Genomic DNA, 15290 nt, shown 5'->3' on the forward strand with positions numbered 1-15290 from the left:
TGAACGGAGTGGACGATGAGCGCGCCCCGTACCAGCACCACAGGCAGCATCCGCCGGCGACGAGCCCTTCCGATGGCGGCCCTCGCGATCACCCTCGTCACCGCCTCCACCGCGCTCACCGCGTGCGGCGGGGGGTCCGGCGGCGGCTCGGCGTCGGGCCCGTTGAAGGTCTGGGTGCGCGGCGCGGGCGACTCGCAGAAGGCCTACCAGATGGTCTTCGACGGCTACACCAGGAAGACCGGCGTGAAGGTCCAGCTCTTCATGACCAACACCGACTTCGAGACCAAGCTCAACGCGGCCGCCGCCGCCCACAAGCTGCCCGACGTGGTGATAGACGACGGCTCCCAACTCGGCGCGTTCAAGAGCCAGGGCATCATCACCGAGGTCGACCAGGCGAAGATCAGCGGCGCGTCCCAGGTGAGCGGCGCCGCGTGGAAGTCCGTGGCGGACGACCAGGGCAAGACCTACGGCGTGCCGTTCTCCGCGCAGGCCAACGTCCTGCTGGTGCGCAGCGACTGGCTGAAGAAGGTCGGCATGCAGCCGCCGAAGACCTGGGCCGACCTGGAGAAGGTCGCCGAGGCGTTCACCACCCAGGACCCCGACGGCAACGGCAAGAACGACACCTACGGCCTGGCCGTGCCCGGCTCCACCCAGCGCGGCTACCTCTCCTGGTTCTGGTCGAACTTCCTCTACCAGGCCGGCGGCAACTTCCTGGAGCCCACCGGCAGCGGCGGCTTTCGCTCGGTCGTCGACTCGCCGCAGGCGGTGCGGGCCGCGCAGTTCCTGGAGAAGCTGTACTGCACCGACAAGGTGGTCCAGCCCGGCGCGCTCAACAACCTGACCACCGACACCAACAAGGCGTTCCAGACCGGCGTGGCCGGCATGTACCTCACCGGCCCCTACGCCTACGCGACCATGGACGCCACCGCCGTCAAGGGGAAGTACGACGTGGTCGCCCCGCCGGCCGGGCCCAAGGGCACCGGCAGCCTCGCCGAGGGCACCACCGTCTACGCGATGGCCGGCTCCAAGCGCGCCGCCGACTTCGACGCGCTCGCCTCGTACATGGTCTCGCCCGAGGCGCAGAAGACCGGGATGACCGGCGTGCCCACGTCCACCATCGTGCGGCTGCCGATCAACACCACCGTCGATCCGGCGACCGTGCACGCGGGCGACCCGCGCTGGCAGGTCGCCCAGCAGGTCTACGCGAAGAGCTCCACCTACGAGCCGGTGAGCGCCCCCGGTTGGGAGACCTACCGCAGCGACGCCTCGGAGAGCCTCAACAAGATGCTGTCCGGTTGCGGCGACCCCGGCAAGACGCTGGCCTCGCTCGACTCCCAGTACCGGTCGCTGCTCAAGAAGTAGCCGGTGCCCGCCCGCCGGTACCCCGAAGCAGCGGACGCCCGCGGCACCGATGCCCGTAGCAGACGACGGCAGAAGACGACGGCAGAAGAAGACGGCAGACGACACATGGCCCTGACCAAGGACCGGCCCGGAGGCAGCCCGCGCAGCGGCCGCCCCCGGTTCCCGGCCGGCAACCGCAACCCCTCCGCGCCGCGCGCCCTGCCCAGGTGGCCGCGGGTGGCCACCCCCTGGCTCTACCTGGCGCCCGTACTGGTCCTCTTCGGCGTCTTCAAGTTCTGGCCGACGCTGTGGGGGATGTACCTCAGCTTCTTCGAGGTGCGTCCCTACCTGGGCAACAGGTGGGTCGGCTGGGACAACTTCAGCACCGCCTTCCACGACGCGGCGCTGCGCTCGGCGGTCGAGCACACCGTCCTGGACGCGCTGGTCACGGTGGCCGCCTCGGCGCTGCTCGGCTTCGGGCTCGCGCTGCTGCTCGAAGGCCCGGCCCGGCATCTGCGCATCCTGCGCACGGCCGCGTTCCTGCCGGTGGTCACCGCGATGGTGGCCGTCGCCGAACTGTGGAACACCATCCTCTACCCCGGCGGCTACGGCACCCTCAACTCCCTGCTCGGCCATGTCGGCCTGGGCCCCGAGCCGTTCCTGTCCTCACCGCACTCCTCGCTCGCCTCGGTGATGCTGATCCAGGTGTGGAAGAGCGCCCCGTACGACATGGTCATCTTCGTCGCCGGACTGGCCGGCATCGACCGGCAGTTGTACGAGGCCGCGGCGATCGACGGGGCCGGCGCGTGGCACCGGCTGCGGCACGTCACGCTGCCGTCGCTGCGCCCGGTGACCACCATCGTGCTCACCCTCGGCATCATCCGGGGGCTGCGGGTCTTCACCGAGATCTATGTCCTGACCGGCGGCGGCCCGGCCGGCTCCACCGAGACCATCGTCACCTACACCTACAAACAGGGCATCCAGAACAACCAGTTGGGGATGGCCTCGGCCGTGTCCACCGTGCTGTTCCTGGTCACCGTCCTGCTGACCTGCCTCACCTTGTGGTGGCGCAGGCGCAAGGAGGCATGAGCGGCATGAGCGCCCCCACCACCGCGCTGGGCCTGCGGATGCCCAGCAAGGCGTGGACCCGCACCGCGGTCCGTGTCGTGCTCTACGCCGCGGTGCTCTTCGTCTTCGTGATGCCGCTGTGGACGATGGTCGCCACCGTCTTCAGCGGCACCACCCTCAAGACCGGCCAGATGGCCCTCTTCCCCGGGCACTTCACCCTCGCCAACATCCGCACCGCCTTCCGGTTCGGGGTCGGCCGGGGGCTGCTCAACTCGGTGATCGTCACCGGCGTCGGGCTCTTCCTCCAGGTCACGGTGAGCGCCTTCGCGGCGTACGCGCTGGCCCGCAAGAAGTTCCGCGGCCAGGCCGTGGTGCTGCTGGCGATCCTCGCCACCATGATGATGCCGGAAGAGGTCATCGCGATCCCGCTCTACCTGGTGCTCGGCAAGGTCCCCGACCCGCTGGGCGGCAGCGACCTGCTCGACTCGTACTCGGGGCTGATCCTTCCGGTGGTCGGCTGGGCGCTGCCGATCTACGTGCTCACCGGGTTCATGAAGACCATCCCGACCGAACTGGAGGAGGCCGCCCGCGTCGACGGCGCCCGGGACCTGCGGATCTTCTTCCAGATCATCCTGCCGCTGTGCCGGCCCGCGCTGGGCACCTGCGCGGTGTTCGGCTTCCTGATGATCTGGGACCAGTACCTGCTGCCGCTGCTGGTCGCCTCCACCCCGCACATGTACACGATGACCCTGGTCGTCACGAGCCTGTCCTCCAGCCAGGAGCAGGGCGAGGGGGTGCGGATGGCGGCGTCGCTGATGCTGATGATCCCGAGCGTGCTGGTCTACCTCGGGCTCCAGCGGCTCTTCGAACGCGGCATGCTCAACGGCTCGTTGAAGGGGTGAGCCACGGCGGCCGAGGTCTCCTCGGGTGGTACGGTCCCCGGATCGTGCCGAGTGGGGGGAGTGGGGGGAGTGACGGCGATGAGGAGCCGGATCGGCCGGATGGCGGTCTCGGCGGTCGTCCTGGGAACCGTGGCGGTCGCGTCGGCCGGGTGCGGCGGCGGGTCGTCGGGCGCGGGGAAGAAGCTGGACCCGTCCGGGCTGGTGAAGCTCGGGGACGAGGTGGCGGCCGGGAAGACCACGACGTGCCCGGTGCCGTACCGGATGGACAAGGCCGCCAGGAGCGCCGGGCTGACCGGGCACGCGGCGCTCATGCGGGACAAGGACGCGGTGAGCGCGGACACCGAGAAGGGCGCCGATCCGACGGCGCCGGTGGCCAAGGCGCACGGCGTGGTCGTCTACTGCAACTACACGATCGGCGCGCAGGAGACGGATCTGACCACGGTCGCCACCCGGACCGACGACCCGGCGGACGGCAAGGACCCGGCGCTGTCCATGACGCTTCCGCTGATCGCGTCCCGGGCGCACCTGCCGAACTCCCGGTTGGCGGCGTACTTCGCCAAGTGCCTGGCGGCTAAGCCCGGTACGCCGGTGCTCACCCCGTCCGGCAACGTCGCGGTGGTGACGCTGCCCGCGACGTCGGGGAACATCCTGCTGATGGTGGACGTGGTCGACGACGACGCCGGGCACATCGCGCTGCCGGCGAAGTCCGTGGCGCCGCTCGCCCGCTCGCTGGCGGAGCAGGCCCGCTGGTAGTCCGCGGCGCGCCCGGACGCGTGCACGTGCGCGTGCGTCCGGGCGCGTGTCCGCGCGTGCGTCCGGGTGGCCGCCGCTTCGCGCCGCGTCACGCCGCCGCGGCCACCGCCTGCCCGGCGAAGCGCAGCGCCACCTCGCGCCAGACCGCCGCGGACTCCGCGTCCGCGGCGAGGGCGGCGCGGTGCAGGGTGTCGCGGTCGGCGCCGTGCCGGGCCAGCCGGTCGGTGTCCCACCCGCTGATCCGCTCGGCGTCCGCCTCGGGGTGGAACTGCACGCCCCACGCGCGCTCGCCCAGCCGGAACGCCTGGTACGGGCAACCGTCGGTGGAGGCGAGCCAGGTCGCGCCCGGCGGGAGCGCGGTGATCGCGTCCACGTGGTTCTCGATCGCGTGCGGCCGCGCCGGCAGCCCGGCGAACAGCGGGTCGTCCGCGGCCTCCTGGCGGAGCGTCAACTGCGTGCTGCCGAACTCCGGTTGGCCGTGCTCCCCGCGCACCGCGCCGCCCGCGACCTGCGCGAGCAACTGCCCGCCCAGGCAGATCCCGAACACCGGCAGCCCGAACTCCACTGCCTCGCGCGCCAGTTCACGGGTCCGGGCCAGCCACGGCGCCCGCGCGTCGTCGTCCGGCAGGTAGCCGCCGCCGAGCACCACCAGTGCCTGGTGGCGCGGGCGCAGCCGCTCGGGCAGTTCCTCTCCCGCGTAGCCGCGCACCACGTCGAGCGTCAGCCCGCCCTCGTCCAGCCAGCGCTCCCACCGCCCCGGCCCACCGGTCGGAGTGTTCTGCACCACCAGCGCCGTAACCGCCATCCCGCGACCCGCCCTTCTCTTCTCTCTTCGTGCTGCTCTCTTCGTGCTGCGCCTCCCCTCCATCCAAGCTCATCCCCGTCCCGGGCCCTTCCCCGGCCCTTCCCCGGCCCGCCTCCCGGGCACCCTTTGCCGGGGGTGCGTGCGGCTTGGGCGCACAGACGAGGCACAAGTAATGCACAGTTCATGGATCGATCTTTGTCGCACCAAGGATTTCCCTGTGAGGCGCCATGGATTCGTCTGTTCTTCCCCATGATTTCGTATAGGAATTCAAAGTGCCGTGGGGTATCGTCCCCGCTCGGAGGTCGGCCCCGGACGTGCGTCGCGCCAGGTGAGAGCTGTCCCCTGTCCGAAAGAGCGAGGGGTGGCACGTGAAGCGCATACTCATCCGGTCCGGGAAGAGCCCTTTCCACGCCGCCACGCACGCCGAGTTCCTGCACCAGGACCTTTTCGGCACGAACTCCGGCAACCTGCTGTTCAGCGACGCGGTGCACCGGATGCTGCTGACCCCGGACACCGAGGTGGTCTCGAACGGCATCAGGACCGACGCGTCGGAGCAGCGGGCCGCGCGGATCAACGACGAGTACGACGTCTTCGTGGTGCCGCTGGCCAACGCCTTCCGGCCGAGCTTCCGCGCCTCGCTGGACCGGCTGTCCGCGCTGATCGAGCAGTTGACCATCCCCGTGGTGGTGGTCGGGGTCGGCGCCCAGGTCGGCGCGGACTACGACCTCGGAACGCTCGGGCCGATGGAGGAGTCGGTGCGGCGCTTCGTGCGGGCCGTGCTCGACCGCTCCGCCTCGATCGGGGTGCGCGGCGAGCTCACCGCGTCGTACCTGCGCGGCCTCGGCTTCGACCAGGTCGACATCATCGGCTGCCCGTCGATGTTCCTGCACGGCGACGTCTTCCCGGTGCCCTCCGACCCCGGCACGATCGGCCCGGACGCGCGGATCGCGATCAACCTGTCACCGGACGCGATCCCGGTCGGCGACATCGGCGGCCTCGCCCGGTACGCCTTCGAGCGCTTCCCGGCCCTGACGTACTACGCGCAGAACCTGGTCGACGCCGAACTGCTCTTCTGGGGCGACACCTCGGCCGAGGCCGGCCGGCACGACTCCTTCCCGCTCCAGCTCACCCACGAGCTGTTCCGGGCGGACAAGGTCCGCGTCCCGCTGGACCCCCGGACCTGGCTCGACGAACTGGCGGGCCACGACTTCGCGTACGGCACCCGCATCCACGGCAACATCGCCGCGCTGCTGGCCGGCACCCCCGCGGTGGTGCTCACGCACGACTCGCGCACGCTCGAACTGTGCCGCTACTTCGACCTGCCGCACCGGATGCTCACCGACGTCCCCGCGGACACCGACCCCGCCGAGCTGTACGAACAGGCCGACTTCAGCGGGCTGCTCAACGGCCACAAGGAGCGCTTCACCCGCTACACCGACTTCCTCGACCGCAACGACCTGGCGAACACCTACTCCCACGGCGACGCGGGCGCGGCCTTCGACGCCCGGCTGGCCGGCACCGAACTCCCGCCGTCCGTCAGCCTCTGGGACGGCGCCGACGACGGCGCGCTGCGCTACCGGTTCGCCCGGCTGCGCGAGCAGATCGCCACGGACCGGGCCGCCGCGGAGCGGCGCGCGAACGACCTCGCCAGGAAGAACCGGGAGTTGCAGAAGCGGGTCGCCGCCGCGGAGAAGCGGCACGTCACCGCGGAGAAGGAGGCCGCGGCGCTGCGCAAGCGGGTCGCCGCAGTCGAGAAGCGGATCAACGGCATCGAACGGCGGGCCCTGGTCCGGATCGGTCCGGCGCTGCGCCGGCGGGTGGCCAAGCAGAAGCCCGGCGGCTGAGCCCGAGCGCGGACCCCGGCCCATACCCGTACCGTCCCCGGCGGCTGCCGGTCAGCGTGATCCGGCCGGCGCGTCCTTGCCGGCCGGGCCGCCCGCGTTGCCCGCGTCACCCGGGCCGCCCGCGTCCCCGGGTGGGAAGTCGACGCGCACGGTGAGGCCGCCGGCGGGGTGCGGCGTGGCCGTGAGGGCGGCGGCGTGCGCGGTGGTGGCGGCGCGGACGATGGCCAGACCCAGGCCGTGGCCGTGGTGGGCGTCGTCCGTCCGGGCGCGGGTGCGGGGCGTGCCCAGCCGCTGGAAGGGCTCGAAGAGGCGATCGAGGTCGGCCTCGGGGACAACGGGGCCCGAGTTGGCGACTTCGAGGCAGGCGCGGCGGCCGGCGGAGACGGCGGTGCGGACCCGGAGGTCGCCGCCGGGGTGGTTGTGGCGCAGTCCGTTGTCCACGAGGTTGTCCAGCAGGATCTCGACGAGGCCGCGGTCACCGGAGACCGGGGCCTCGTCGAGGGCGGCCTCGACCCGGATGCGCAGGCCGGCCGCCTCGTCGCCCCGGCGGGCCAGCACCCCCGCCGCGACCTCGGCGAGGTCGAAGTCCTCCCGCCGCCGCACCCCGCGCTCCCCGGTGGCCAGCGTGAACAGCGCCTCCATCAGGCGGGCCTGCTGCGCGCCGAGCAGCAGGGCCTGCTCGCACGCGGCCCGCAGGGTCGCCGCGTCGGCGTCCGGATCGGCCAACGCGACCTGGAGCAGGGTGCGTTCGGCGGCGAGCGGGGTGCGCAACTCGTGCGAGGCGTTCGCGACGAAGTGCCGCTGCGCGGTGAAGGACGCCTCCAGCCGGGCGAACAGGTCGTCCAGAGTCCGGCCGAGCTGCGTGAACTCGTCGCCCGAGCTGCGGATGGCGAGCCGCCGCCCGAGGCTGGCCGCCGACATCTCCCCGGCGGTCGCGGTGATCGTGCGCAGCGGCCGCAGCAGCCACCCGGACAGCAGCCAGCCCAGCCCCACCGACAGCGCCACCAGCGCCACCAGCGCGATCACCGACCCGGTGACGTACCGGTCCATGTCCCGCCCGCGCTGCGTCTCGGCGAGCGAGGCCCGGCCGCCGCCCAGGATCGGCAGCACGGGCCTGGAGCCGTCCGGAAACGGCGGCACGTCCGGGCCCGGCGCCTTGACGGCCGAGGACGATCCCACGAACAGGTTCGGAATGGCGAGCAGCAGCACCCCGGAGGCGAGGAAGAGGGCGCCGTAGAGCACGGCGAGCCGCATCCGGAGGGTACGGGGCCGCGGCAGCAGCCGGGTCACCCGCCGCGGCGGGCCGCCCGGCGCGGCGCTCACGACTCCTCGATCCGGTAGCCGCCCTCGCGGACGGTCGCGATCAGCGGCGGGTCGCCGAGCTTCAACCGCAGCCGCCGGACGGTGGTCTTCACGGTGGTGGTGAACGGGTCGACCGCCTCGTCCCAGACCCGGTCGAGCAGCTCCTCCGCGGAGACGGCGGCGCCGCGGGCGCCGAGCAGGCACTCCAGCACGGCGAACTCCTTGGGGCTCAGGTCGAGCCGGCGCCCGGCCCGGAAGGCGGTGCGGCGGTTCGGGTCGAGCAGCACCCCGCCGCCGGCCAGCACCGGCGGCAGCGCGGGCGTCGAGCGGCGGCCCAACGCCCTTACCCGAGCGACCAGTTCGGCGAAGTCGAACGGCTTGGGGAGGTAGTCGTCGGCGCCCAGCGCGAGCCCGTCCACCCGGTCGCTGACGGCCGCCGCCGCGGTGAGCATCAGCACCCGGCTCTGCGCCGGCCCCTCCGCCAGCCCCCGGCAGATCTCGTCCCCGTGCACCCCGGGCAGGTCGCGGTCCAGGACGACCACGTCGTAGCGGGTCACGGCGAGCCGTTCCAGCGCCTGCGTGCCGTCCAGGGCCACGTCCACCGCCATGCCCTCGCGGCGCAGCCCGGTCGCCAGCGCCGTCGCCAGCACCTCGAAGTCCTCGACCACCAGCACTCTCATGCGTCCACGATGCCAGCCGCCCGGTGTCAGCGAGGTGACGGCGGCCGTCACCTCGCCGTCACCGCCCGCGCCGTACAACCGGTGCCGACAGCGCGGGTACGCCGCCGGACGGCGGTGGCGGCACGCGCACGGAGGGAGACACGTCGCCATGGGCGAGGTGGGAGTGGCCGTCAGGGCCCTGCGCAAGCGATACGGGGCGACCGCGGCCCTGGACGGGATGGAGTTCGGCGTCGAACCGGGCCGGGTCACGGGCTTCGTCGGGCCGAACGGCGCCGGCAAGTCGACCACGATGCGGGTGGTGCTCGGCCTGGACACCGCGGACGAGGGCACCGCCCTGATCGGCGGCCGGCCGTACCGCGCGCTGCGCCGGCCGATGACGCACGTCGGCGCGCTGCTGGACGCCGCCGCACTCCAGCCGGGCCGCCGGGCCCGCGACCACCTGATGTGGCTGGCCCGTTCGCAGGGCATCGGCGCGCGCCGGGTGGACGAGGTGATCGGGCAGGTCGGCCTCACCGCGGTCGCGGGCCGCCGCGCGGGCGGCTTCTCGCTCGGCATGCGGCAGCGGCTGGGCATCGCGGCGGCGCTGCTCGGCGACCCCGGGGTGCTGATGATGGACGAGCCGTTCAACGGCATGGACCCCGAGGGCATCGTGTGGCTGCGCGGCCTGCTGCACACGCTGGCCGATCAGGGCCGGGCGGTGCTGATCTCGACCCACCTGATGAGCGAACTCCAGGACACCGCGAGCCATGTGGTGGTGGTCGGCCGCGGCCGGGTCGTCGCGGACACGTCGGTGGCCGACCTCCTCGCCGCCGCCTCGGCCGGCGGTCACGTCACGCTGCGCACGCCGCGGCCGGACCGGGCCGCCGAGGTCCTCACCGCGGCGGGCGGCACCGCCGTCCCGGCCGGTACGGGCGCGCTGCACGTCTCCGGGCTGCCGGCCGAGGAGGTCGTCGCCCATCTCACCCGCGGGGCCGTTCCCTTCGCCGAAGTCACCGCGCACCGTGCCACGTTGGAGGACGCGTACATGCGGCTGACCAGGGACGAGGTCGAGTTCAGCGGAACGGACCCGGGCGGCGGCCAGGACCGGGGCGGCGCGCGGGACGTGCGCGGCGGCCAGGACATACGCGGCGGCCAGGACATACGCGGCGGCCGGGACGTGCGCGGCGCTTGCGAGGGGGAGCAGGCGTGAACGGCTTCCCGCTGACCGTCCGCGCCGAGTGGACGAAGCTGCGCACCGTACGCGGCTGGGTGCTCGCCCTCGTGGCCGCGCTCGTCGTGGTCGTGGGCATCGGCTACGCCTCGGCCGACGCGACCCGGTCCGGCGGCTGCCCGGGCATGAAGGTGTGCGGGCCGCCGAAGGGGCCGGGCGGGGTGGCCGTCGTGGACGACTTCACCTTCGTCCAGCGGCCGTTGGGCACCGACGGCACCCTGACCGCCCGGATCACCTCGATGACCGGGCGGATCGCGGCACGCACCCCGGACGGCACCGGAACCCCCGACCTGGAGGCGTGGGCCAAGGCCGGCCTGATCGTCAAGGCGGGCACCGCGCCGGGTAGCACCTACGCGGCGGTCATGGTGACCGGCGGCCACGGGGTGCGCATGCAGAGCGACTTCACCCACGACACGGCGGGCCCCGAGGTCGCCGCGCCCTCCGCCGCAGCCCCGCGCTGGCTGCGCCTGACCCGCGCGGGCAGCACGCTGACCGGCGGCACCTCGCCCGACGGCACCCACTGGACGACGGTCGGCACCGCGACCCTGCCCGACCTGCCCGCGACCGCCCGGGTCGGCCTCTTCGTCACCTCCTCGGCGCACATGGAGGTGGACCGGCACGCGCTCGGCAGCAGCGCGATGAGCGCACCGACCCGTGCCACGGCCGCGTTCGACCGCGTCACGCTGAGCGGCGGCGGGACCGGCGGGAGCAGCGGGAGCGGCGGCACGGGAGGGAGCGGCACCGGCGGCGGCTCCACCGCGCAGGCGGCGCACGGCTGGCAGACCACCGAGGTCGGCGGCGACCCGCTCTCCGCCTCCCTCTCCGCCGCCACCCACCGCACCACCGCGAACGGCGAGGTCTTCTCCGTCAGCGGCTCCGGCGACATCGCCCCCGCCGTCGGCGGCCAGGTCTTCGGGGCGCGCAGCATCGAGCGCGGGCTGGCCGGCACGTTCGCGGGGCTGCTCGTCGTGGTGGTGGTCGGCTCGTCGTTCGTCACCGCCGAGTACCGGCGCGGCCTGATCCGCACCACCCTCGCGGCGCAGCCGCGCCGCGGCCAGGTGCTCGCCGCCAAGGCGGTGGTGGTCGGCGCGGCGGCCTTCGCGGTCGGGCTCGCCGCGTCCGTGCTGACGCTCGTGCTCACCCTCCACCGGCTGCGCTCCAACGGGGTCTTCATCCTCCCGGCGAGCTTCGGCACCGAGACCCGGGTGGTGGTCGGCACCGCCCTGCTGGTCGCGCTGGCCGCGGTCCTCGCGCTGGCCGTCGGCACGATCCTGCGCCGCGCGACCGGCGCGGTCACCGCCGTCGTCGCCGGGGTGGTGCTCCCCTACATCCTCGCGATGACCGCCCTCCCGGACGCCGCCGCTGACTGGGTGCTGCGGGTGACGCCGGCGGCCGCGTTCGCCATCCAGCAGACGACGCTCCGCTACCACCAGGTCGCCAACGTCTACGCGCCGTCGGACGGTTACTACCCGCTGCCGCCCTGGGCGGGGCTGGCCGTGCTGTGCGGCTGGACCGCGGTCGTGCTCGCCGTCGCGTACGCGCTGCTGCGCAGGAGGGACACATGAGAACGGCACCCGGCGGGCCCGAACTCCCCGCGCCGGCAGGCGAATCCGTGCCATCCGCGACACCCGGGGCATCCCGCGCGCCTGAACGCCCCGGTGGGCCGCCCGCCTTCCGCGCACCCGAACCCCGCGCTCCCGAACCCCGCGCACCCGCGCCCCGCTTCGAACCCCTGCGGGACGCGGTGCGCGCCGAGTGGACGAAGGTGTGGACGCTCCCGGGCACCCGGCCGCTGCTCGGCGCGCTCGTCCTGCTGACCGTCGCGCTGGGTGCGGTGGCCGCGGCGACCGTGTCGTACCACCCCGGCACCGACGCGGCGAAGGTCAGCCTGACCGGGGTGCAGCTCGGTGAGGCGGTGGCCGCGGTGCTCGGTGCGGCGATGATCGCGGGCGAGCACTCCACGGGGATGCTGGGCAGCACGTTCGCCGCGATGCCGCGCCGGGGCACCGTACTGGCCGCGAAGGCGGCGGTGCTCGCCGCGATGGTGCTGCCCGCGGCGCTGCTGTCGGTCGGCGGGTCGCTGCTGGCCGGGCGGCTGCTGCTGCCCGCGGCCGCGCGGCCCGCGCTGTCGGCGACCGACGGCTCGGTGCTGCGTGCGGGGTTCGGCTCGGCCCTGTGCCTGGTGCTGGTCGCGCTGCTCGCGCTCGGTACCGCCGCCGCCGTACGCGACCCGGGCACGTCGATCGGCGCCGTGCTCGCGCTGCTCTACCTCTTCCCGATCACGGCCGCGCTGGTGGCGGACCCGCACTGGCAGCGCCACCTCCAGCAGATCGGTCCGTCCAGCGCGGGGCTCGCGGTGCAGACCACGGTGCCGGCCGTGCTGCACACCCAGCCGATCGGACCGTGGGCCGGGCTCGGGGTGCTCGCGTGCTGGGCGGGCGCGGCGCTGCTCGCCGGGACAGCGGTGCTGCGCGCACGGGACGCGTAGCGGGACGCGCGGCCGGCCGTACGGTGATACGGTCGGCCGTCGTCACCCAGCGTGATAACCGTCACGGTCGGAAGTCACGCGGCGTGGCATGGTGCAGTCGTGGCGGGGCATAAGACCAGCCGCCTTGGCCAATTCCAAACTCCTGTAATACTCGCGGTCTAGACTCTGCCCGCGACGGCTTGTGCGTTCGTGCCCGGGAGCAGGCCGCACCGATGCCCAATCCCGGAGGGGACACGGACTTTTGATACAGATCGAGTCGATAACCAAGCGGTATCCCGATGGCACGACAGCGGTCGACAACCTGTCGTTGGAGATACCGGACAGCTCCATCACCGTGCTGGTAGGGCCCTCCGGCTGCGGCAAGACCACCACCTTGCGCATGATCAACCGCATGGTGGAGCCGAGTTCGGGCCGCATCCTGCTCGACGGCGCCGACATCCACCAGCAGCCGGTGAACGCGCTGCGCCGGTCGATGGGGTACGTCATCCAGAATGCCGGCCTTTTCCAGCACCGCACCATCCTGGACAACATCGCCACCGTCCCGCGCATGCTCGGCTGGGACAAGAGCCGGGCCCGCAAGCGCGCGTCCGAGCTGATGGAGCGGGTCGGCCTGGACTCCTCGCTCGCCAGGCGTTATCCGTACCAGCTCTCCGGTGGCCAGCAGCAGCGCGTCGGGGTGGCCCGGGCGCTCGCCGCGGACCCGCCGGTGCTGCTGATGGACGAGCCGTTCTCCGCGGTGGACCCGATCGTGCGCAAGGTGCTCCAGGAGGAACTCCTGCGCATCCAGGAGGAGTTGGGCAAGACCATCGTCTTCGTCACGCACGACATCGACGAGGCGATCCGGCTCGGCGACATGATCGCGGTGCTGCGCACCGGCGGCAAGCTCGCCCAGTTCGCGCCGCCGGACGAGCTGCTCTCCCACCCGGCCGACGCCTTCGTCGAGGACTTCCTCGGCACCGACCGCGGGGTGCGGCGGCTGTCGTTCTTCACCTCCGCGGGCCTGGAACTCACCACCGTGCCCGTGGTCCCGGTCGACGCCACCGCCGCGCAGGTCGCCGAGCGGACCACCGCCGACACCCCGTACCTGCTGGTCACCGACGCCGACGGCAAGCCGCTGGGTTGGGCCGAGCCGAAGGATCTCGCGGGCGGCGCCGACAGCGTCCCGGCCGCCGATCTGATCAGCTACGGGCGGCCGTTCGAGTTCGGCCGCGAGTCGTTGCGGGACGCGCTGGACTGCGCGGTGCTCTCGCCCACCGGGTGGGCGGTCGCGGTCGACGACACCGGGCGGGTGGTCGGGGTGACCTCGCAGGCCACCATCGGCGCGGCGATCCGCTCCGCGCACGCGGAGCGTGAGGGCGCCGGCGGGGCGGGCGGTGGCAGGAGCGGCCCGGCCGGCCGTGACTCCAAAGCGGTGCGAGTCGCCCCATGAGCAGCGGCGGCAACGGATTCTTCGATCTTCCCAGCGACCTCCAGCACTCCTACGCCGGACTGATCGGCGTGCACCTTCAGGAGTCCCTGATCCCGGTCGGTATCGGCCTCGCGGTGTCGCTGCCGCTGGCCCAGGCGTGCGTGCGGTTCCGGTGGCTGTACCCGCCGGTGCTGTGGATCACCACGATCCTCTACGCCATCCCGTCGATCGCGTTCTTCGTCTTCCTGATCGACTACACCGGCGACAGCGCGACCACCGTGATCATCCCGCTGACCATCTACAGCCTGGTGATCCTGCTGCCGTCGATCGTCGACGGCGTCAGATCGGTGCCTCCTGAGACGCTGGCGGCCGCCGAGGCGATGGGCTTCAACTCCTTCCAGCGCTACTTCCAGGTGCAACTGCCCATGGCGGTGCCCGCGATCTTCGCCGGGCTGCGGGTGGCCACGGTCTCCAGCATCAGCCTGGTCAGCGTCGGGACGATCATCGGCAACCAGGGCGGCCTCGGCAACCTGCTCGGTGACGCGCTGGCCTACCACCGGTCCAACCTCGCGGTAACGTCGGTGGTGTCCATCGCGATCCTCGGCGTCGTGATCGACCTGCTGCTGATCGGCGTGCGGACGCTGCTCACTCCCTGGATGCCGCGTGGCCGCAAGGCCGCGCGCCGGGCGAGCCTCGCCTCCGCCGTCGAACCCGCCACGTCCGGTGACGGCGGCGGCCACGCGGACGGTCCGGCCGAGCTGGAAGGCGCGGCCAGGTGAACATCTTCCACTTCATGAACGTGTTCTTCAGCGACAGCGCGCACTGGCACGGCGAGTACGGCGTTCCGCACCGCCTCGAAGAGCATCTCGGCTACACCTTCGAGGCGTTGGCCATCGCCGCCGCCATCGCGCTGCCGATCGGCCTGATCACCGGCCACACCGGGCGCGGCGGCAACGCCCTCGCGCTGATCGCCACCGCGGGTCGCGCGCTGCCCAGTTACGGTCTGCTGGTGCTGATGTTCTTCTGGCTCGGCATCGGTCTGGTCCCGGTGATGATCCCGCTGATCGCCCTCGCGGTCCCGCCGATACTGGTCACCTCCTACGAGGCGATTCGCACGGTCGACCCGGCCCCAGTGGACGCGGCCCGCGGCATGGGCATGGGGCCGATGGCGGTCCTCTTCCAGGTCGAGGTGCCCGCCTCGCTCCCGCTCATCATCAGCGGCCTGCGCTCGGCGACGATCCAGGTTGTCTCCACCGCGGCGATCGCCGCGACGGTCAGCCTCGGCGGCCTCGGCCGGTACATCGTGGACGGCCTCTACCAGCGCAACTACTCGACGGTGGTGGGCGGTGCGACCCTGATCGCGCTGCTCGCGCTGGCCATGGTCGGGCTGATCTGGCTGATCGAGCGCCTGGTCGTCTCCCCGGGGGTGCGGCGCAGCAACTGAGGCTGAGCGCCACGGAGTTCACTGCCACGGGCCGGTTCGCACCTG

Annotated in this window: 14 protein-coding genes; 11 read left to right on the top strand and 3 right to left on the bottom strand. The window is 72.9% G+C overall.

All coding sequences use genetic code 11. The annotated features are described in order from the left end of the window. Window positions 1-15 precede the first annotated feature (15 nt). From ACIPAE_RS01190 to ACIPAE_RS01205, 4 genes are all read left to right on the top strand, one after another. Complete coding sequence (locus tag ACIPAE_RS01190; RefSeq protein ID WP_366414274.1) at window positions 16-1362, top strand: sugar ABC transporter substrate-binding protein; 1347 nt, start codon at window positions 16-18, stop codon at window positions 1360-1362. Window positions 1363-1467: 105 nt separating this feature from the next. Next, complete coding sequence (locus ACIPAE_RS01195) at window positions 1468-2430, top strand: carbohydrate ABC transporter permease (RefSeq protein ID WP_402442091.1); 963 nt, start codon at window positions 1468-1470, stop codon at window positions 2428-2430. A gap of 5 nt (window positions 2431-2435) precedes the next feature. After that, window positions 2436-3311, top strand: coding sequence for a carbohydrate ABC transporter permease (locus ACIPAE_RS01200; protein WP_402442093.1), 876 nt, complete (start codon window positions 2436-2438; stop codon window positions 3309-3311). 69 nt (window positions 3312-3380) lie between these two features. Then, complete coding sequence (locus ACIPAE_RS01205; RefSeq protein ID WP_329364841.1) at window positions 3381-4064, top strand: hypothetical protein; 684 nt, start codon at window positions 3381-3383, stop codon at window positions 4062-4064. 88 nt (window positions 4065-4152) lie between these two features. On the opposite strand, the gene ACIPAE_RS01210 is transcribed toward ACIPAE_RS01205, so the two are convergent. After that, window positions 4153-4869 carry a type 1 glutamine amidotransferase gene (locus ACIPAE_RS01210; RefSeq protein ID WP_366412441.1) on the bottom strand — a complete coding sequence of 239 codons (717 nt, stop codon included), beginning with the start codon at window positions 4867-4869 and terminating at the stop codon, window positions 4153-4155. 368 nt (window positions 4870-5237) lie between these two features. Here ACIPAE_RS01210 and ACIPAE_RS01215 point away from each other — a divergent pair, with 368 nt between their 5' ends. After that, window positions 5238-6713 carry a polysaccharide pyruvyl transferase family protein gene (locus ACIPAE_RS01215; RefSeq protein WP_402442094.1) on the top strand — a complete coding sequence of 492 codons (1476 nt, stop codon included), beginning with the start codon at window positions 5238-5240 and terminating at the stop codon, window positions 6711-6713. A gap of 51 nt (window positions 6714-6764) precedes the next feature. Here the strand turns inward: ACIPAE_RS01215 and ACIPAE_RS01220 are convergent, their stop codons facing one another. Then, window positions 6765-8036, bottom strand: coding sequence for a sensor histidine kinase (locus tag ACIPAE_RS01220; RefSeq protein WP_402442096.1), 1272 nt, complete (start codon window positions 8034-8036; stop codon window positions 6765-6767). After that, a complete protein-coding gene (locus ACIPAE_RS01225) occupies window positions 8033-8695 on the bottom strand; it encodes a response regulator transcription factor (protein WP_329364832.1) in 663 nt (220 codons plus the stop codon). The genes ACIPAE_RS01220 and ACIPAE_RS01225 overlap by 4 nt, the downstream gene beginning before the upstream one ends. A gap of 148 nt (window positions 8696-8843) precedes the next feature. On the opposite strand from ACIPAE_RS01225, the gene ACIPAE_RS01230 reads away from it, so the two are divergent. From ACIPAE_RS01230 to ACIPAE_RS01255, 6 genes are all read left to right on the top strand, one after another. Further along, window positions 8844-9884 carry an ATP-binding cassette domain-containing protein gene (locus ACIPAE_RS01230; protein ID WP_402442098.1) on the top strand — a complete coding sequence of 347 codons (1041 nt, stop codon included), beginning with the start codon at window positions 8844-8846 and terminating at the stop codon, window positions 9882-9884. Next, entirely contained in the window at window positions 9881-11470 is a 1590-nt protein-coding gene (locus ACIPAE_RS01235) for an ABC transporter permease subunit (protein ID WP_402442100.1), read from the top strand. Before ACIPAE_RS01230 ends, ACIPAE_RS01235 begins: the two co-directional genes overlap by 4 nt. Continuing rightward, window positions 11467-12393: an ABC transporter permease gene (locus ACIPAE_RS01240; protein ID WP_402442102.1), complete on the top strand. Its 927-nt coding sequence runs from the start codon at window positions 11467-11469 to the stop codon at window positions 12391-12393. Before ACIPAE_RS01235 ends, ACIPAE_RS01240 begins: the two co-directional genes overlap by 4 nt. A 241-nt stretch (window positions 12394-12634) precedes the next feature. Further along, on the top strand, window positions 12635-13822 hold the full coding sequence (locus ACIPAE_RS01245; protein ID WP_366412435.1) for an ABC transporter ATP-binding protein: 1188 nt from the start codon (window positions 12635-12637) through the stop codon (window positions 13820-13822). Further along, on the top strand, window positions 13819-14580 hold the full coding sequence (locus ACIPAE_RS01250) for an ABC transporter permease (RefSeq protein WP_329364822.1): 762 nt from the start codon (window positions 13819-13821) through the stop codon (window positions 14578-14580). The genes ACIPAE_RS01245 and ACIPAE_RS01250 overlap by 4 nt, the downstream gene beginning before the upstream one ends. Window positions 14581-14594: 14 nt before the next feature. Continuing rightward, on the top strand, window positions 14595-15245 hold the full coding sequence (locus ACIPAE_RS01255) for an ABC transporter permease (RefSeq protein ID WP_402442639.1): 651 nt from the start codon (window positions 14595-14597) through the stop codon (window positions 15243-15245). Window positions 15246-15290 lie beyond the last annotated feature (45 nt).

Origin of the sequence: Streptomyces sp. NPDC087270, from assembly GCF_044744625.1 — a bacterium.
In the GTDB taxonomy this organism is placed as follows: Bacteria; Actinomycetota; Actinomycetes; order Streptomycetales; family Streptomycetaceae; genus Actinacidiphila.

Coding starts and splice junctions, on each gene's coding strand:
- ACIPAE_RS01190 (WP_366414274.1), top strand. CDS start 16: ATGAGCGCGCCCCGTACCAGCACCACAGGCAGCATCCGCCGGCGACGA.
- ACIPAE_RS01195 (WP_402442091.1), top strand. CDS start 1,468: ATGGCCCTGACCAAGGACCGGCCCGGAGGCAGCCCGCGCAGCGGCCGC.
- ACIPAE_RS01200 (WP_402442093.1), top strand. CDS start 2,436: ATGAGCGCCCCCACCACCGCGCTGGGCCTGCGGATGCCCAGCAAGGCG.
- ACIPAE_RS01210 (WP_366412441.1), bottom strand. CDS start 4,869: ATGGCGGTTACGGCGCTGGTGGTGCAGAACACTCCGACCGGTGGGCCG.
- ACIPAE_RS01225 (WP_329364832.1), bottom strand. CDS start 8,695: ATGAGAGTGCTGGTGGTCGAGGACTTCGAGGTGCTGGCGACGGCGCTG.
- ACIPAE_RS01230 (WP_402442098.1), top strand. CDS start 8,844: ATGGGCGAGGTGGGAGTGGCCGTCAGGGCCCTGCGCAAGCGATACGGG.
- ACIPAE_RS01240 (WP_402442102.1), top strand. CDS start 11,467: ATGAGAACGGCACCCGGCGGGCCCGAACTCCCCGCGCCGGCAGGCGAA.
- ACIPAE_RS01250 (WP_329364822.1), top strand. CDS start 13,819: ATGAGCAGCGGCGGCAACGGATTCTTCGATCTTCCCAGCGACCTCCAG.
- ACIPAE_RS01255 (WP_402442639.1), top strand. CDS start 14,595: ATGAACGTGTTCTTCAGCGACAGCGCGCACTGGCACGGCGAGTACGGC.